Consider the following 15,618-nt stretch of genomic DNA (forward strand, 5'->3'; position numbering starts at 1 on the left):
CACCTTGTCTCTTCCCTTCTCTTACTCTTTAAACGGTCATCAGCAGTGCCAATATGGCAATCTTTACCGTCAGAAATGCTCCCGCCGCCAGCACTGCCGTCCCATATAGCAGTTTGTGGGATCTTCTGATATCTTCCGGCTCCACCGCCCTTATCGCGTCGCCGATGCTGGGCTTCTCATACAATTTTCCAAAATACCACGCATTTCCCGCAAGTTTGATATCCAGGGCTCCCGCCATCACAGACTCTGTCTGCGCCGCATTAGGGCTTTTGTGATTATGGCGGTCCCTCTGGTAGATGCGGATGGCATTGCGCCAATCCAGGCCCCAAATGCAGGCCGCGCCGATCATCATCCAGGCGGAAAGCCTGGCTGGTATATAATTGGCCGCATCGTCCAGCCTGGCTGCCGCCGTGCCAAAGTACTGGTATTTCTCATTCTTATATCCGATCATGGAATCCATCGTGTTGATGGCCTTATAGGCAAAGCCAGGCACGGCGCCTCCGATCATCATGTAAAACAAGGGGGCGATCACGCCATCGGAAGTATTCTCCGCCACCGTCTCTACAGCGGCTTTTGTCACTCCTGCTTCGTCAAGGCTGTCCGTGTCCCTTCCCACGATCATGGAAACTGCTTTCCTTCCCGCTTCAAGCCCTTCTTCCTTTAATGCCCGGAATACCTTGTCACTCTCTGTCTTTAAGGACTTTACCGCCAGAATCTGGTAGCACATGAAGCCTTCCGCCAATATTCCAAGCCACCATTGTATCCGATATGCGGCGGCGAGAATCAGGATGGGCGCTGCCACGCTAATGCCTACGCAGGCAGCCGCCAGTATGGCTCCTCCGATCCTCTCGCCCCATTTAGATTTGGGCAGGCAGTTTCTTATAATTCTTTCTAATATTGTAATCAGCTGTCCGATCATCCGCACCGGATGATAGAGCCACCTGGGATCGCCCAGGATCAGATCCAGCACAAATCCCATCAGTACCGGGCAAATCATTCGTAATAACAAGTTCATATCCTTCTCCATTTCCCACCTGAAACTCAAAATAGCTGCCTTTCGGGCAGGCATAAGCATCCATAATGCTCATGATCGTGCCTCCATGCACGATAAGAGCCGCCTTCTCTTCCTGTGTCTCTCTCATATCTTCCAGCACTTTATCAAATCCCTTCAGACTCCTCTTCGTGAATGCTTCCTTGCTCTCCCCTTGCGGAAAAGGCAGCGTCCCGTTGCTGTCAACCCACTGCTGGTAATACGGGTATCCAGAAAGTTCCTGATAATTCTTATTCTCGAACAAGCCAAAATCGCACTCTGCCAGTTCCTCAATAACCATGGGCCGCATATCCGGATAGATGATGCCAGCCGTCTGAAGACATCGCTTCATAGGACTTGCATAGACCTTGTCCACCCGGGGATATGTCCTGCCTTCCAGCAGTTTTACTCCCTGCCTGCATAAGGGCTCATCTGTCCGTCCGATATACCGCTTCCATCGGTTGCCCTCGGTGATGGAATGGCGGATCAAATAGATTGTCATCATCCCTTAATCCTCGTTCCAATTCCGCAGGATACCCGCCAGACCTCTTTTGCGTTCGCGGCCAACTTCGTGCATACTCTACCGGCTGCCTCCCGGTATTCCCGCAAAAAGGCGTCTGCCGGCACGATTCCATAGCCGATCTCGTCGGTTATGACCACCGCCCCGGGGTTCCTTCGCATCAGCTTCTCCGCAAGATCATCCACATCCTGCCCTTTTTCCAGCATACGCCGGATATAAGCATGAAATCGTAAAATGCCCTGGCACTCATAGAGATCCTCAAGATCGCACGACTCCCCGTCTGCCCACCTGATCTTTGGAAAAAGGCTCTCTGCAAATGCCGCCTTCCCCTGATATGCTCCGCCAATAATCAGTATCATCTTAACACTCCTTCCACAAGAACCACGCAGGCCGCCATAATCAATTCACACATCTGCAGGAAGTATCCCGCCAGATCCCCGGTAATCCCGCCGAATTTCTTAAGGGACATGCGATAATAATACAGATACATTCCTCCTGCCCCCAGAAGCGCGCCTGCACCTGCAAGTCCTCCTGCCGCCAGCATCGCTGCGATCAGCCCTGCAAGATATAAGAGCAGAACGCTTCTGGTGGCTTTCCTCGCCGCATTCTGGGAAAATGTGGCGGCAAGCCCCTTTTGACGCGCCTGCGGAAATGTGATGACCGACAGTCCGCTTAAGGTCCTGGATAACACGAATCCGAATCCAATCACCACGACAGCATGGGAAGTCAGGGCAGAATAGACTGCCACATACATCATCAGATAGACTGCGCAGGATATAATCGCAAAGGCTCCTGCATGGGAATCCTTCAAAATCTCCAGCCTGCGCTCCCTCGGCTGGTAAGAGCCTAGGGCGTCCTGGGTATCTAAAAAACCGTCCATGTGGATTCCGCCGGTGATGATGATTGGAGCCACCACCATCAGTATGGTGAAAAACAGGCTTCCATAATCAATCCCATAACTTGCGAGCCATCGTTCCAGATGATAAATCCCCCATGTTACGATCCCTATAACGCCGCCTATCCACGGAAAAAAACACATAGCATAGGATGTATTTTCCTCTGTCCATTCGCTGTGCGGCATGGGAATCCTGCTATACATGGAAAATGCTATTTTAAAACTGTTCCATAATCGTTTCATGATCTCTTTATCTCCACCGGTATTCCATAGACGACCTCCGTTACCATATCCGCCATGTCAGCGATCTTCTGGTTCACCTGGCCCATAAGAGTACGGTATTCTTCTGTCTCCTTGCTATAGTCATTCACATCGGAATTCACTTCATTCGTCACGATAGCCAGACGATCTGTATACTCCGCCAGATGCCGGATGCCTTCCATGATTGCATCCCGGGTTTCCTTTACATCCTTTATCCTTCCATGCTGTCCATAGAGTTCGTTTGCCGCAAGATTGGAGACGCACTCCAGCAGGACTCCCCGGTTCCCGGGGATAGCGGTGCCTGCCAGGTTCCTTGGACACTCCATTGTGACGAATCCCTTTCCTTCCCGCAGGCGTCTATGGCGCAGGATCTTTGCCATTGTCTCCCTGCCATAAGGGAGCATGGTCGCCACATAGATATATGCGCCTTTTTGGGCTTCATCTGCTGCTTCAAGAAGCCAGTCTTCTGCATAGGCGGACTTGCCGCTTGCGCTCCCTCCTGTGATCAGATGTATCATGACTCTTCTCCTAGTTCCTTATAGTCTTCAATCTTGTTTTCACTGAATGTACTCATCTTCCGGTACACTTCCGCTGCCATCTCAAGAATCGGCAGATACGCCACCGCGCCGGTTCCTTCCCCAAGACTCATGCCGCAGCACAAGGGCGCGGACATGTCAAGTTCCTTAAGAAGCGCCTGCATCCCCGGCTCCTTCGATGCATGGGAAGCAAGGATGTATCCGCTTGCGGCCGGGCACATCCTGACTGCTGCCAAGGCTGCCGCAGCAGATATGAATCCGTCCATCACCACCGGAATTTTGTAGTATGCGCCACCCAAAAATATCCCTGCCATGCCGCAGATGTCAAATCCGCCTACTTTTGAAAGGACATCCAGTGCATCCGCCTTATCTGGCCGGTTCACAGCGATTGCTTTCTTGATTGCTTCAACCTTTCGCCTAAGTCCATCTGTACTAAGTCCGGCTCCCCGCCCGGTCATCTGCTCTGGCGAACATCCGGTAAACACACTGGCTATCGCGCTGCTGGTAGTGGTGTTGCCAATCCCCATTTCACCGGTAGCCAGAATCTGGTAGCCTTCATCTTTTGCCTTCCCGGCCAGCTTGACGCCTGTCATCACTGCCTGTACGGCTGCTTCCCTGGACATGGCCGGTTCCAAGGCAATGTTCCTGGTTCCATAGGCAACTTTATAATCCGGAACCTTCGTAACTACCGCCATTCCAATGTCAATCGGAAACAGATCCACTCCTGCCTTCTTGCACATGATCGCCGCGCTGGTATTGCCGGTAAGGAAATTCTCTGCTACGATCGCCGTCACTTCCTGGCCAGTCTGCGTCACGCCTTCCTCTACCACGCCGTTGTCTGCGCACATCACGATCAGCGCCTTTTTATCCAGACATACGTCTGCATTGCTCGTCATGCCGGCAATCTTTATAATATCTTCTTCCAGCCTTCCCAAACTGTGGAGGGGCTTGGCAATGGAATTCCAGCGTTTTCCTGCTTCTTCCATCGCCTTCCTGTCAATGGGCTCTATACTATCTATTATCTTCTCTATGGTCATCATTCTTCCTCTTTCTGCATGCTTCCAGAAATGCTCTGGCAACTTCCTGGTTTCCATCGTAATGGATATGGGGATATCCTGCAAGCATAGTGTCCGTGCTGACCATGCATTTCCAGGAACGCTCAGACAGCGGCTTCCTGGCCGTGTATCCTTCCCCGCATCTGTCAGCGTCATAATAATGGAATTCATGAGCCGGTATATCGCCGACATCTTTTCCAAATGCCTGCCCGCCCGTCAATGTAATATATCCGAACCGCTTAAGCCTTGGAGTGGGATAGCATTTCCCTTCCAGGACTCCAGCCATGGGATAGCGTTTCCCTTCCGCGTCCTCCATCTCTTCCATCAGATACATGAAGCCTCCGCACTCTGCCATGCAGGGCATCCCTCCTGTGACTGCCCGGCGAATGCTCTCACGCATTCCGGTGTTCCTGCTAAGGGCCCGGGCATAAAGTTCCGGGTAGCCGCCGTATAGCAGTAGGCCGTGCAGATCTGCCGGCAAGGCCGCATCATAGAGAGGGGAAAAGGGAACCAGGCTGATTCCCCTCTCCTGAAGCAGGCGGAGATTCTCCTGGTACATAAAGCAGAAAGCCTCATCCCTGGCAAGTCCGACCCGAACTTCTTCAGATCTGCCTGTCTTCCTATTCCTGCCGCTTGCCTGCTCTTCCTGCACCTCCTGCACCTCTATCTCTGGCGCGGTCTCTGCAAGGCTAAGCATCCTGTCGATCTCTAGAGTCTCTTCCAGCGTCCGGCTGATCCGAAGCAGACGCTCTTCAAGTCCATCTACTTCATGCGGCATCTTCAATCCCAGATGCCTGCTCTCAAGCTCGCAGTCCTCAAGTACAGGCACATACCCCAGAACTTCCGCCCTCGTTTCTTTTTCTATCATCTCTTTCATCCGCCCATACATCATCGGGGACAGGCGGTTTAAGATAATTCCTTTGATATGGCTGTCTTCCTGGTAGTTAAGAATCCCCTGGATCACAGGTATGACAGACTTGCTTGCCCCCTTGCAGTCCACGATCAATACCGCCGGCGTATCCGTGGCATCCGCCACGTCATAGGCGCTGGCCTCGCAGGATATTCCTCCCAGGCCGTCATAATACCCCATCACCCCTTCGATCAGGGCAATCTCCATTCCCCTTCCTCTTCTTGCCAGGATGGAGCGCACCTTGTCCCTGCCGCACAGGAACGTATCCAGATTCTCACTGTCCATCCCCAGCACAGTTTTATGGAACATCGGATCTATGTAATCGGGGCCGCACTTAAAGGGAGCGCATTTTACGCCTCGATTCTTCAATACCTGAAGAATCCCGCAGGTGATCATCGTCTTTCCCGTTCCGCTGCCGCACGCTGTCATCATCAGTCTTGGCACTCGAATTATGCTCATGCTTCTTCATCCTTCTTCCCATGCAATGTAAAACTAATCACCGTGACCGGGTTTAGCCCCTGCATCATATGGTACCTGCCGGCCTTCTTCGATCTGGACACGGCGATCTGGACGATCTCTTCTTCCGTGACTGGCAGTTCCTCCATACAGCGCTTTACTTCCGCTAACGTTTCCAGCGTGATCGTATTAATGACTACTCGTGCCTTTTTATTCTTGCGATAGACCGTATCCAGGATTCCTTCCAGATTCCCCGCGCTGCCGCCGATGAATACGCAGTCCGGCACCGGAAGGCCTAACAGCGCATCCGGGGCCTCTCCCTCTACGATCACCAGATTATCTGCCTTCATCTTCTTCTGGTTCTTTTCAATCAATGCGACGGCCTCTTCCTTTTTCTCAACGGCATATACGGTTCCATCCGTCACCCTAAGCGCTGCCTCCACCGCTACGGAACCGGTGCCCGCGCCTACATCGTAGACCACGGAATCCTTCGCAAGACGCAGTTTTGAGAGAGAGACGCTTCTTACTTCCTCTTTCGTCATAGGGACATCTCCCCGCAGGAATTCGCCATCCGGCAATCCATGCACTGCCATTCCTTTGCACATATCAGGATTCTCCACATAGATTACGGCCAGATCTGCCCCCTGATATACCTGAAGGGATTCTGCCGTTCCTTCTATGATCTTCTCCGTGTCATAGGAAAGATCTGCGCCTACGCAGACTTTCAGACCCCCATATCCGTATTCTGTCAGTTTCCTGCAAAGGCTTCGAACACTCTGGGCCGATCCTGCCAGGATCACCGTCTTTTCATGCTCCCTGACTGCTGCAAGGATATTTCCCTGCCTTCCATGCAGGCTTCTTAGTGCCGCATCCTCCCAGGATACGCCGAGTCTCGCGCAAAAATACGCCACGGAGGAAATGCCCGGAATGACCCTGGCCTCTATCTGAGGCTCGGCTTCCAGCCTCTTAAGAAGCCTGGAAGCCCCGCTGTAGAATCCCGCATCCCCGGACAAAAGCACGGCAACGTTCTCATATTCGGGATGTTCTTTGATATAGCTGACGATTTCCTCCGGCTGATATGAAGCATACGTATGCTGCCGCTGATCGGCTGCTTCCAGCATCCTTTTTGCCCCGATCAGCAGACGGGCCTTCTTGCACGCCTCTTTCCCCTCTGCCGTCAAGGTCTCCGCCGTTCCCATTCCGATTCCCACCAGAGAAACTTTCCACTTATCCTGTAAATTCATTTCGTATTTAAGAAACTTAATAACTTCTTCCAGACTCATTCCCGCTTCCTGTCTGGGCCTTCCGATCACCACCAGGCCAACGCCGGCCATGGCTGCTGCCTCGCATTTTTCCGGATATCCGCCGGCAATGCCGGATTCCTTCGTTACCAGATAGGAAATCTTATATTCCCTTAACATTGCCAGGTTCATTTCCACAGAAAACGGTCCCTGCATACAGATGAGGTGGCGGCCCCGGATTCCCAGTTCCTCGCACTTAACTGCCACATCCCCTACAGACAGGACCCTGGCAAAGATACGTTTCTGGTAATCGGTCAGCCTGGTATAGTTCTCCAGTTCTTTGCTGCCTGTCGTAACCAGAATATTTCCGCTGGTACCCTCCAGGTATTCCACGGCTGCCTCCACATCCTCTACGCGCACAGACTCCCCTGCCTGCCCTGCCTCCCTGAGAAGCCTTATATATGGGGCCTTCACTTCTATGCAGGCATGCTTGATGTTCTCTGTCACTTCCTTTGCAAAAGGATGCGTCGCATCTACCACATAGCGGGGTTCAAATTCCTTTATGAGTTCCTTCATCTGGCATTCGTCCAGCCTTTGGTGGGATATGCTCAAAAGCCTGTTTTTAGGAAGCAGGCTCTCCCCATAGGGCGTTGCCACGCATGCATGGACTTTGACTTTACGCTCCACCAGATATTCTGCTAATTCTCTTCCCTCTGTTGTCCCCGCGAACAACAAAATTTTATTCTCTTTCATACTGGTATCCTCTTGGCGTTATCATCTTGCCGTCAATAACCCTTGTCTTGCAGTTGCCTATGAACACGGTAGAAAACATATCTGCCTTTGCGTCTTTGAGTTCCTGCAGGCTCAATATCTCCATGCTCTCGCCTTCTCTTGCTATATTCTTTACAATGCCGCAGACCGTATCCTCTCCTTTATAGGAAAGCATCAGATGGCAGGCTTTCTGCAGATAGTCGCTCCGCTTCTTGCTGGACGGGTTATACAGGCAGATTACAAAGTCTGCCAAAGCGGCAGCCACAATTCTTTTTTCAATCTGCTCCCAGGGGGTCAACAGATCGCTCAGGCTGATCATGCAGCAGTCATGTCCCAAAGGAGCGCCCAATACAGCTGCCCCTCCCAGCGCAGCTGTGACGCCGGGAATAATCTCCAGTTCCACCTGGGGATACTCCGTCCCAACCTCATACATCAAGCCTGCCATCCCATAGATGCCGGCATCTCCGCTGCATACCATAGCCACCTTCTTTCCTGCCGCCGCTTCCTCATAAGCCATGCGGCAGCGTTCTACCTCCTGCCGCATAGGCGTGTTCCGATAGTCCTTGTCCGGAAATTCCTTTTTCAGCAAGTCCGTATACACGGTATACCCGACGATTACCTGGCTCATTTCTATGGCCCGCACGGCCTTCACCGTCATCTGCTCATAGGCTCCAGGGCCTATTCCAACTACATAGATCTTATTCAAATATAATCCTCCAATCCCTCTGCGCAACCGCTACCGTAACTCCGTCATCCACTTGCTTCTCTACCACCAGCCTGCCATTGCCGCTGGCATATACGGCGCTTCTTTCACACACGTTATCAATTCCGGTGATCTTTTCTACAAACGCAGAAGCATGAAATTCCCCCTCTGCCTTTAGAAGTTCTCCGGCGCTGTAAGTTTCCAATTCCAGGGAATGGTTTCTGCAATACCTCAGAATCCCCTCTTCCCCTGCTTTTATATCAATACTTGCCAGTTTGCAAAGGCTGCTTTGAAAAATGCCTTCTCTATTTAAAGTACGCTCAATTGCCTTCTCTATCTTTCCCGCGTCCGTCCCTTTTCTGCATCCGATTCCAACAACCGCTGCCCGGGGCACCAGATACAGCGTATGCCTCCAGCTGGGATTTTTGTGGATGCCGATGCATATGTCCGGCTCTTTCTCCTGGCTTTGTGAATCCACCATTCGAATTCCCTCCGGAGGTTCACCCTTTATCCGGTTCTCTTCACAGGTACAATCCACGATGATTTCCTCGCCCGCCAATAATCTGGCCGATATCCGCTTAGCCTTCGCCATGTCCGCAATCCACAGATGATTCTCCTGGGCAAACTTATCCACTGCCCACAGATGATGGATGTCCGTAGCCGTAGTGATCACAGGCGTTCCGCCTATTCCGGCGGCAAGCGAAACAGCCAATTCATTGGCGCCGCCTATGTGGCCGGACAGAACCGGGATAATGTAGCTGCCTTTTTCGTCTGCCACCAGCACAGCCGGATCGCTCGTCTTGGATTCCACATAAGGGGCTATCGCGCGCACGGCGATTCCAGCTGCGCCAACATAGATCAGGGCGTAGCACTTTCGAAACATCCGTCCTGTCCATTCACCCAGGGATTCTGTTATGGAGCCCCGCGCTCCATTGCATTTGATATCTGCCGTTACTTCATATCCTTCTTCAGATAAACATCCGGCAATCTTGTCCGCAAGTTCTTTCCCATTTTTGGTAAAACTGATCACTGCTATCTGCATCCTGCCTGTCCTTCCTCGTTCCCTGATTCAATCCTTCCCGTCGCCTGCTTCCTGCTGCTTCCATGGATGTTCGGCTGTTCGGTACTCTGTCGTAAATGAAGGGTCGTAAAGTTTAGACCTTTCATAGTTCTGATGAAGCACCACTTCTCCTACGATGATCAGCGCAGTCTTCGTAATCCCATATGCTTTTGCAGTCTCCTCTAACGTTCCAACCGTACAGATATGCGTCTCTTCCTCTGGCCAGGTGGCCTTGTATACGATTGCCGCCGGCGTATCCTGGCGATATCCTCCCGCAATCAGCTGGTCCGTCAGTTTCTTAAGCAGTCCTGTACTTAAGAATAATACCATAGTCGCGCCATGGGATGCAAAGGATGCGATCCGTTCTTTCTCCGGAACCGGCGTCCTTCCCTCCATCCTGGTGATCACCACGCTCTGGGATACTTCAGGCAATGTATATTCCAGATTCAATGCAGCCGCTGCCGCGCAGAATGAACTGACGCCCGGACAGGATTCATAAGGTATTCCCAGCCGATCCAAAATGTCCATCTGCTCCCGGATCGCGCCATACAGGCAAGGATCCCCGGTGTGAAGCCGGACAGTCTTAAGCCCTTCTGCCTCCGCCTGCTTCATCACCGCTATCACTTCCTCCAGCGTCATTACCGCGCTATTATAGATTCTGCACGCTTCCCCCGCTTCTTTTAGCAGTCCCGGATTCACAAGGGACCCGGCATATATGATTACGTCCGCCTCTCTAAGCAGCCGCCGACCCCGGACGGTAATCAGATCTTCCGCCCCCGGGCCTGCTCCAACAAAATGTATCATAATGGCTCTCCTTCTTCTTTTACAAACAGCAGCGTGTAATACCCGGCATCTTCCGGTATCTGCTCTGCCCCATAATAAATTCTTTCCTGCTCCATCCCGCAGTTTTCAACCATCGTCACCTCGGCCGGATGATGCTTTAATACCTCTTTTACTTCCGGAAGTTTTCCTCCAGCCTTCATCAGCACCTTGGTGCCCGGAAGAAGCAGCGCCTCCTCGATCTGATAGGAAGCCGGTATGATATGGATCTGCTGCGCCTTGCTGGCAATATCCATCTCAAGCCGCGCGGCAGCGGCGCAAAAAGAGGTGACTCCGCTCACAATCTCCGTCTCATATCCCGCTTCCTTCACAATATTGTGCAGATAGATGTAGGTAGAGTAAACCGTAGGATCGCCAAGGGTCAGAAATGCTACCGTCCTTCCCTGATCCAGATACTCTTCCAGTATTCGGGCTCCATCTGCATGACTCTTTTTTAACCTCTCTTTATCCTTCGTCATAGGCATATGGATTCCCAGTATCCCCTTTTTTTGAATTGCCGGGCAGGCGCTGGACGCGATCTGGTATGCCACCGTATTTTCCGGCTCTTTTCCCGGCGCCGCGATGACGTCGCATGCCTCCATCACCTGAATTGCCTTTAACGTAAGAAGTCCCGGATCCCCGGGTCCAACTCCTACTCCGTATAATTTTCCTGCCATCTGTATTCCTCTCTTGCTTCAACTGTCTCTCTTTATTTTTTCCCGTCTTGGTCCATGTCTGCCACCGCTCTTTTAAGCAGGACATCCGCCAGATTGGTCTTGCCCAATATTCCGTATACATTGGAGTATACGACCGCTCCCGTCTCCATTTCTCCTCCTGCGCGGTATTGGAGGTATCTTTGTATCTTGCCCATGACTTGCTCCATTACCAGGCAGCGTTCCCCGCCACTTAGCATGGCAAGGGCATCGTCCGTGGTCAGGGCTTCCAGCAGCCTCCTGGATTGCTCCCCCGAAAGGCCTGCCCGAAGAGCCGCAGATGCCAGAATCTCCATCCTGCAGTCTGCCCATCTGGAATGGGTATTCATGATCCCGCCCGCCACCTTGATCATTTTTCCGATATGGCCCGCCAGCACAATTCCCCTGCATCCTTGTTCCGCTGCCATATCCAGGGTCTGTCCAATATAATTGCTGCATTTAATAACAGCCTTTTCTTCGATGCCGTAGGCATCCCTCAAAAACGTAAGGCCATAATTGCCCGGCGCAATGACCAGATACCTGCTCCCCCCGGCCAGCCTTACCTGAATCTCCAGCCGGATCGTATCAATCAGCGCCTGCTCGCTCATCGGCTCTACCCGGCCGCTTGTCCCCAGTATGGACAGTCCTCCATTAATGCCAAGCCTTGGGTTAAAGGTCTTTCGTGCCAGCCTCTCTCCATCCGGAATGGATATCTCTACATCAATTCCCCCGATATATCCTGCTTCTTCGCAGGCTTCCCACACCTCCTGCAGGATCATCTTCCTCGGCACCTGATTGATGGCCGGGCTTCCTACCGGCTGCTCCAGCCCTGGCTTCGTCACTGTCCCAATACCCTGGCCGCCCCGAAGGGTTCTTTCGCTCCCTTTCGTACGCTTTACCTGGCTATATACCAGCACGCCGTCGGTGATATCCGGGTCATCCCCGCTATCTTTTTTAACCGCGCAGGATACGCTGGAAGGCGCCCTGTCTTCCTGCGCGGCATACGCTATTTTTATGTCATAGATCTCAAGGGTGAGCATCTCCCCGTTGGGAAGCCCTACTTGTATTTGATCTGCCTGTGCCCCGGAAAACAACATCTGCATTGCTGCCTTGGTTGCTGCCTGGGCGCATGTTCCTGTTGTATATCCCCATGCAAGCCTCTTCTGTGCCATGGCCTTCCCCTCCTTGTGTATCCTCTGCCTGTTATATGACGCTTATCCTATCCTTCCCATTCCATGATCTCTCCGCACGCAATCTTTTCTCCCGAGTTCCCGGATGGCTGGCTTCTAAAATCATCCGGCATCCCATGAATAATGATCGTCCTTCCAATCACTTCTTCCGGATAAAATCTTCCGGTATATACCTCCATCCAGGCAATACCGTTGTGACTCATTAACGGCGGAAGATCACCCGCATGCCTGGGATGGGGTACCCCTTCGGGATTGTAATGGCTCTTAGCATCCGCAAATTCATCCTGAGAACTTCCCGTACAGCTGCCTCCTTCATGAATATGGAAGCCGTAGAAGCCGCCGCTCTCTCTTTCCAGTTCCGGGGGGATTCCATAGATTTCACCCATAAGAACCGTCCCTCCGTATACTTCATACAGATAGACATTTCCCTGGATGGATTCATATGCCTCGCTGCCTTTGATGGTTGCATGAGCCGATGGTATTTCTTGAATCACCTTAAACATTTCATCACACTCCTTGCAACATCATATGCATCAGCCCAGGAAATGTTCCTCAATGACGCATACAGATAGTCCGTCGTAAATTCTGCGTATTCCTTTGCCAGATTCCATTCCGGCATGCAAAATCCGCCTTGCCGCCTGGCAGTTTCGCTGTCCTGGCAGCTGGCAGCCATGTCAGAGAGTTTCTGGAATTCCGGCTCTGAATTGAATTCTAACAACCCCATTTTCATCCCGTTCATTTTTCATATTATCTTTGCTAAAATTGCTTCGCCAGTTCCAATATCATCAATCAAATACTATTATAGCAAATTCCGGGACAAAAATATACAGTTTTGATTTGCCGGCCTTTTCATGCGTCAAAAGGCGGCTCACATCCGCCAGCCGCCTTTATATTATCCTTTATAGAATGCTTTCAGCGCCCTTCCGATAAATACCGACGCTCCCTCCCCATATTTTTGATCCGTGTTCTCCTGCAATGTTGCATTTTCCAGGTACATATCGGCCATTTTAATCAGTTGTTGCTAAAATATGACATGAATGCAGACACATCTTTCATCTGATATAATTGATCCGCTCCCATTCTGACTGCCAGTTTTTCCGTCGCCGCATCCAGCCTCCCTTTTTATGCTTCCATATTCCTTGATAAATATATCCTTCTGCTCATCCGTCATATTTTTTAACATATCACGGTACAGCTGCTCGATATCCGCCTTATTAAAAACCTCGATATTCATCTTGTTCTTTTTGCTGGCTCTTCAGCAGTTCGTTCTTATCAAGATCAGGATTTTTAAGGACCGCCTTAATCTCCTTAAGGGGCATGTCGAATTCCCGAAAGAACAGTATCTGCTGTAAGATCTCCAATGCCTTATCGTCATAAAGCCGGTATCCCGCCTCGCTGACAAGAGTCGGCTTAAATAGTCCGATCTCTTTTACTGTCATCATATACCGTGTTCCTCCTGTTCTTGATGATCTTATCATATCCTATGACGCAGCGTGAGGGTCAACCAGAAAATTCTGCGTATTTTATATCCATTCTGGCAATTCCCATCATATGCGTTATAATATACAGTATGGCGACTTTGTCGTACTTTTCATTTCACAGGTGGTGGAACTTTTGATTAAAATATTATTATTGGAAGACGATGACACGATTTCCTTTGGCATTGAAGCAGCCTTAAGGCGAAAAGGGTATGAATGCATCACATGCCCTTCTATAGAGCAAGGGTGGGAATGCTTTTCCTCCGATATTCATCTGATCCTGCTGGACTTAAATCTCCCCGATGGAAGCGGGTATGATTTCTGCAGATGGGTAAAGGAACAGGCAGATACCCCGATTATCTTCCTGACCGTGCGCGACGGTGTAACGGATATTACAAGAGGACTTGATATGGGGGCGGATGACTATATCATCAAGCCCTTTCATATCGCCGTTCTGGAATCCAGGATTGCCGCCGTTCTTCGCAGGCTTCCGGAGGACAAGCAGCCGGTACTCGTCTGCGGAGATATTTCCCTTAACAAGGATAAAATGCAGGGATATCTTAACGGAGAGCCGGTCACTCTGACTGCCCTTGAATACCGCCTTCTCCATATACTTCTGGAGAACAAGGGCCGGACGCTGCCCCGGAATCTGATTCTGGAACGGCTCTGGGATGCAGACGGGAACTTTGTTAACGATAATACGCTGACGGTAACGATGAGGCGCCTGCGGAAAAAGTTGAATGATACGCGGCATATCGTGACAATCCGCGGCATCGGCTACCGGATGGAGTAAATTGTATGAAGAAACAAGGGATGAAAGCATTTCTCGCTTCCTGCCTGCTCTGGCTGCTTCCTGGCCTGGCAGCAGGCTTTCTTTGCGCCGCCATTTTAAGTTCCCATGATTACAACTTCACCGCCCGCTTAACGGGGGCAATTCTGGAAGGGCAATCTCTCCCGGCGGCAATGAAGGACAGGCTTCAAACGGAGAACAAAGAGGACTTTAAGGAAGGAATGCACTATCTGGAACAGTACGGTCATCACCAGTGGGAAACGATGCCACTGATTCTGCCTTACACCATCGTTCTTTGCCTGATACTTTTTGAAGCGGCAGGATGCGCCGTATTCTATATGCGCAGACGGGATTGGAACTATCAGGAGGAAAGGATCCGCGAACTAACTGCTTACTTGCGGGCTGCAGACAGCGGAAAGGCCGCGCTGCTTCCCCGCAGGGAGGATGCCTTCTCCCATCTGGAGGATGCCATATACAAGACGGTCGTCTCCCTTGCCTCAGCAAAAGAAGATGCGGTAAAAGACCATGAAATCCTTGCCGCAAGGATAGCGGATATTGCCCACCAGTTAAAGACCCCTCTTACTTCCATGTCGCTGATGGCAGAACTTCTGGAGCCTTCCCGCAAGGAGGAGGAAGAATATCTGGAGAGGCTGAGACGCCAGATTGAGCGCCTGAAAGGACTTGCAGACGGACTTCTCGTTCTGGCCAGACTGGATTCCCACACTCTGGAATTCTGCCGGCAGGATTTGGGCGTGGAGGAACTGCTCTATGAAGCTGCCGGCCCCCTCAAAGAAATGATGGATCAGAGACAGATCCGGCTTAAGATTCAAAGGGAAGTCTGGGAAGGCCAGGAGACTCCGGCAGACATCCGGATAAACGCAGACATGCAATGGACCTCGGAGGCGCTCATCAATATCCTGAAAGACTGCGTAGAACATACGCCGGATCAAGGCACTATCCAGATTGAATACGGACAGAACCCGATCTATACCCAGATTCTTATAGAAGATGGCGGCAGCGGCTTCTCCAAAAAGGATCTTCCCCATCTGTTTGACAGATTCTACCGCGGGGAACAGGCGGCAAAAGACAGCGCCGGTATCGGGCTTGCTCTTTCCCGGCTGATCTTGGAAGCGCAGAACGGACATGTCCACGCCGAAAACTCTCCGGCCGGACATGCCCGCTTCATTGTAAGGCTCTACAAGGACTGACCC

19 protein-coding genes are annotated in these 15,618 nt (G+C 51.5%); 2 read left to right on the forward strand and 17 right to left on the reverse strand.

The window, feature by feature from the left end:
- Nucleotides 1–28: 28 nt before the first annotated feature.
- The 17 genes from cbiB to HDCHBGLK_RS00650 form a co-directional block, all read right to left on the reverse strand.
- Complete coding sequence (cbiB, locus tag HDCHBGLK_RS00565; protein ID WP_233440753.1) at nucleotides 29–970, reverse strand: adenosylcobinamide-phosphate synthase CbiB; 942 nt, start codon at nucleotides 968–970, stop codon at nucleotides 29–31.
- Nucleotides 858–1,535, reverse strand: coding sequence for a histidine phosphatase family protein (locus HDCHBGLK_RS00570; protein WP_004608256.1), 678 nt, complete (start codon nucleotides 1,533–1,535; stop codon nucleotides 858–860). Before HDCHBGLK_RS00570 ends, cbiB begins: the two co-directional genes overlap by 113 nt.
- Nucleotides 1,532–1,909 carry a bifunctional adenosylcobinamide kinase/adenosylcobinamide-phosphate guanylyltransferase gene (locus HDCHBGLK_RS00575; protein ID WP_004608255.1) on the reverse strand — a complete coding sequence of 126 codons (378 nt, stop codon included), beginning with the start codon at nucleotides 1,907–1,909 and terminating at the stop codon, nucleotides 1,532–1,534. Before HDCHBGLK_RS00575 ends, HDCHBGLK_RS00570 begins: the two co-directional genes overlap by 4 nt.
- Nucleotides 1,906–2,688, reverse strand: coding sequence for an adenosylcobinamide-GDP ribazoletransferase (locus tag HDCHBGLK_RS00580; RefSeq protein WP_004608254.1), 783 nt, complete (start codon nucleotides 2,686–2,688; stop codon nucleotides 1,906–1,908). Before HDCHBGLK_RS00580 ends, HDCHBGLK_RS00575 begins: the two co-directional genes overlap by 4 nt.
- Complete coding sequence (locus HDCHBGLK_RS00585) at nucleotides 2,685–3,224, reverse strand: bifunctional adenosylcobinamide kinase/adenosylcobinamide-phosphate guanylyltransferase (protein WP_004608253.1); 540 nt, start codon at nucleotides 3,222–3,224, stop codon at nucleotides 2,685–2,687. Before HDCHBGLK_RS00585 ends, HDCHBGLK_RS00580 begins: the two co-directional genes overlap by 4 nt.
- A complete protein-coding gene (gene cobT, locus HDCHBGLK_RS00590; RefSeq protein ID WP_009249149.1) occupies nucleotides 3,221–4,279 on the reverse strand; it encodes a nicotinate-nucleotide--dimethylbenzimidazole phosphoribosyltransferase in 1,059 nt (352 codons plus the stop codon). The genes HDCHBGLK_RS00585 and cobT overlap by 4 nt, the downstream gene beginning before the upstream one ends.
- Nucleotides 4,254–5,666: a cobyrinate a,c-diamide synthase gene (locus HDCHBGLK_RS00595; protein WP_004608251.1), complete on the reverse strand. Its 1,413-nt coding sequence runs from the start codon at nucleotides 5,664–5,666 to the stop codon at nucleotides 4,254–4,256. Before HDCHBGLK_RS00595 ends, cobT begins: the two co-directional genes overlap by 26 nt.
- The gene (locus HDCHBGLK_RS00600) at nucleotides 5,663–7,657 is read right to left on the reverse strand and encodes a bifunctional cobalt-precorrin-7 (C(5))-methyltransferase/cobalt-precorrin-6B (C(15))-methyltransferase (protein WP_004608250.1); all 1,995 of its coding nucleotides are present in this window, start codon (nucleotides 7,655–7,657) and stop codon (nucleotides 5,663–5,665) included. Before HDCHBGLK_RS00600 ends, HDCHBGLK_RS00595 begins: the two co-directional genes overlap by 4 nt.
- The gene (gene cobJ, locus HDCHBGLK_RS00605; protein WP_004608249.1) at nucleotides 7,644–8,381 is read right to left on the reverse strand and encodes a precorrin-3B C(17)-methyltransferase; all 738 of its coding nucleotides are present in this window, start codon (nucleotides 8,379–8,381) and stop codon (nucleotides 7,644–7,646) included. The genes HDCHBGLK_RS00600 and cobJ overlap by 14 nt, the downstream gene beginning before the upstream one ends.
- On the reverse strand, nucleotides 8,374–9,420 hold the full coding sequence (locus tag HDCHBGLK_RS00610) for a cobalt-precorrin 5A hydrolase (protein WP_004608248.1): 1,047 nt from the start codon (nucleotides 9,418–9,420) through the stop codon (nucleotides 8,374–8,376). Before HDCHBGLK_RS00610 ends, cobJ begins: the two co-directional genes overlap by 8 nt.
- A 27-nt stretch (nucleotides 9,421–9,447) precedes the next feature.
- Nucleotides 9,448–10,242 (reverse strand): precorrin-4 C(11)-methyltransferase, encoded by a 795-nt coding sequence (gene cobM / locus HDCHBGLK_RS00615; protein WP_004608247.1) that lies wholly within the window; start codon nucleotides 10,240–10,242, stop codon nucleotides 9,448–9,450.
- Nucleotides 10,239–10,934 (reverse strand): precorrin-2 C(20)-methyltransferase, encoded by a 696-nt coding sequence (cobI, locus tag HDCHBGLK_RS00620; RefSeq protein WP_004608246.1) that lies wholly within the window; start codon nucleotides 10,932–10,934, stop codon nucleotides 10,239–10,241. The genes cobM and cobI overlap by 4 nt, the downstream gene beginning before the upstream one ends.
- A 32-nt stretch (nucleotides 10,935–10,966) precedes the next feature.
- Nucleotides 10,967–12,121 carry a cobalt-precorrin-5B (C(1))-methyltransferase CbiD gene (gene cbiD / locus HDCHBGLK_RS00625; protein WP_004608245.1) on the reverse strand — a complete coding sequence of 385 codons (1,155 nt, stop codon included), beginning with the start codon at nucleotides 12,119–12,121 and terminating at the stop codon, nucleotides 10,967–10,969.
- A gap of 47 nt (nucleotides 12,122–12,168) precedes the next feature.
- On the reverse strand, nucleotides 12,169–12,642 hold the full coding sequence (locus tag HDCHBGLK_RS00630) for a superoxide dismutase family protein (protein WP_004608244.1): 474 nt from the start codon (nucleotides 12,640–12,642) through the stop codon (nucleotides 12,169–12,171).
- Nucleotides 12,630–12,863: a hypothetical protein gene (locus tag HDCHBGLK_RS00635; protein ID WP_154322909.1), complete on the reverse strand. Its 234-nt coding sequence runs from the start codon at nucleotides 12,861–12,863 to the stop codon at nucleotides 12,630–12,632. Before HDCHBGLK_RS00635 ends, HDCHBGLK_RS00630 begins: the two co-directional genes overlap by 13 nt.
- Nucleotides 12,864–13,160: 297 nt before the next feature.
- Entirely contained in the window at nucleotides 13,161–13,373 is a 213-nt protein-coding gene (locus tag HDCHBGLK_RS00645; protein WP_004608241.1) for a hypothetical protein, read from the reverse strand.
- Nucleotides 13,354–13,581 (reverse strand): MerR family transcriptional regulator, encoded by a 228-nt coding sequence (locus HDCHBGLK_RS00650; RefSeq protein WP_004608240.1) that lies wholly within the window; start codon nucleotides 13,579–13,581, stop codon nucleotides 13,354–13,356. Before HDCHBGLK_RS00650 ends, HDCHBGLK_RS00645 begins: the two co-directional genes overlap by 20 nt.
- Nucleotides 13,582–13,744: 163 nt before the next feature.
- On the opposite strand from HDCHBGLK_RS00650, the gene HDCHBGLK_RS00655 reads away from it, so the two are divergent.
- Both HDCHBGLK_RS00655 and HDCHBGLK_RS00660 read left to right on the forward strand, forming a co-directional pair.
- Entirely contained in the window at nucleotides 13,745–14,410 is a 666-nt protein-coding gene (locus tag HDCHBGLK_RS00655; RefSeq protein ID WP_334290413.1) for a response regulator transcription factor, read from the forward strand.
- Between the two features lie 5 nt (nucleotides 14,411–14,415).
- Complete coding sequence (locus HDCHBGLK_RS00660) at nucleotides 14,416–15,615, forward strand: sensor histidine kinase (RefSeq protein ID WP_004608238.1); 1,200 nt, start codon at nucleotides 14,416–14,418, stop codon at nucleotides 15,613–15,615.
- The last annotated feature ends 3 nt before the right edge of the window (nucleotides 15,616–15,618 follow it).

Origin of the sequence: [Clostridium] scindens ATCC 35704 (assembly GCF_004295125.1) — a bacterium.
Lineage (GTDB): Bacteria > Bacillota > Clostridia > Lachnospirales > Lachnospiraceae > Clostridium_AP > Clostridium_AP scindens.

What these genes read in the sequence shown, in the direction of transcription:
- cbiD (WP_004608245.1), bottom strand. Translation starts at nt 12,121, where the DNA reads ATGGCACAGAAGAGGCTTGCATGGGGATATACAACAGGAACATGCGCC.
- HDCHBGLK_RS00600 (WP_004608250.1), bottom strand. Translation starts at nt 7,657, where the DNA reads ATGAAAGAGAATAAAATTTTGTTGTTCGCGGGGACAACAGAGGGAAGA.
- cobM (WP_004608247.1), bottom strand. Translation starts at nt 10,242, where the DNA reads ATGATACATTTTGTTGGAGCAGGCCCGGGGGCGGAAGATCTGATTACC.
- HDCHBGLK_RS00610 (WP_004608248.1), bottom strand. Translation starts at nt 9,420, where the DNA reads ATGCAGATAGCAGTGATCAGTTTTACCAAAAATGGGAAAGAACTTGCG.
- HDCHBGLK_RS00570 (WP_004608256.1), bottom strand. Translation starts at nt 1,535, where the DNA reads ATGATGACAATCTATTTGATCCGCCATTCCATCACCGAGGGCAACCGA.
- HDCHBGLK_RS00650 (WP_004608240.1), bottom strand. Translation starts at nt 13,581, where the DNA reads ATGATGACAGTAAAAGAGATCGGACTATTTAAGCCGACTCTTGTCAGC.
- HDCHBGLK_RS00645 (WP_004608241.1), bottom strand. Translation starts at nt 13,373, where the DNA reads ATGAATATCGAGGTTTTTAATAAGGCGGATATCGAGCAGCTGTACCGT.
- HDCHBGLK_RS00575 (WP_004608255.1), bottom strand. Translation starts at nt 1,909, where the DNA reads ATGATACTGATTATTGGCGGAGCATATCAGGGGAAGGCGGCATTTGCA.
- cobI (WP_004608246.1), bottom strand. Translation starts at nt 10,934, where the DNA reads ATGGCAGGAAAATTATACGGAGTAGGAGTTGGACCCGGGGATCCGGGA.
- cobT (WP_009249149.1), bottom strand. Translation starts at nt 4,279, where the DNA reads ATGACCATAGAGAAGATAATAGATAGTATAGAGCCCATTGACAGGAAG.
- HDCHBGLK_RS00660 (WP_004608238.1), top strand. Translation starts at nt 14,416, where the DNA reads ATGAAGAAACAAGGGATGAAAGCATTTCTCGCTTCCTGCCTGCTCTGG.
- HDCHBGLK_RS00580 (WP_004608254.1), bottom strand. Translation starts at nt 2,688, where the DNA reads ATGAAACGATTATGGAACAGTTTTAAAATAGCATTTTCCATGTATAGC.
- HDCHBGLK_RS00630 (WP_004608244.1), bottom strand. Translation starts at nt 12,642, where the DNA reads ATGTTTAAGGTGATTCAAGAAATACCATCGGCTCATGCAACCATCAAA.
- HDCHBGLK_RS00595 (WP_004608251.1), bottom strand. Translation starts at nt 5,666, where the DNA reads ATGAGCATAATTCGAGTGCCAAGACTGATGATGACAGCGTGCGGCAGC.
- HDCHBGLK_RS00635 (WP_154322909.1), bottom strand. Translation starts at nt 12,863, where the DNA reads ATGGGGTTGTTAGAATTCAATTCAGAGCCGGAATTCCAGAAACTCTCT.
- HDCHBGLK_RS00585 (WP_004608253.1), bottom strand. Translation starts at nt 3,224, where the DNA reads ATGATACATCTGATCACAGGAGGGAGCGCAAGCGGCAAGTCCGCCTAT.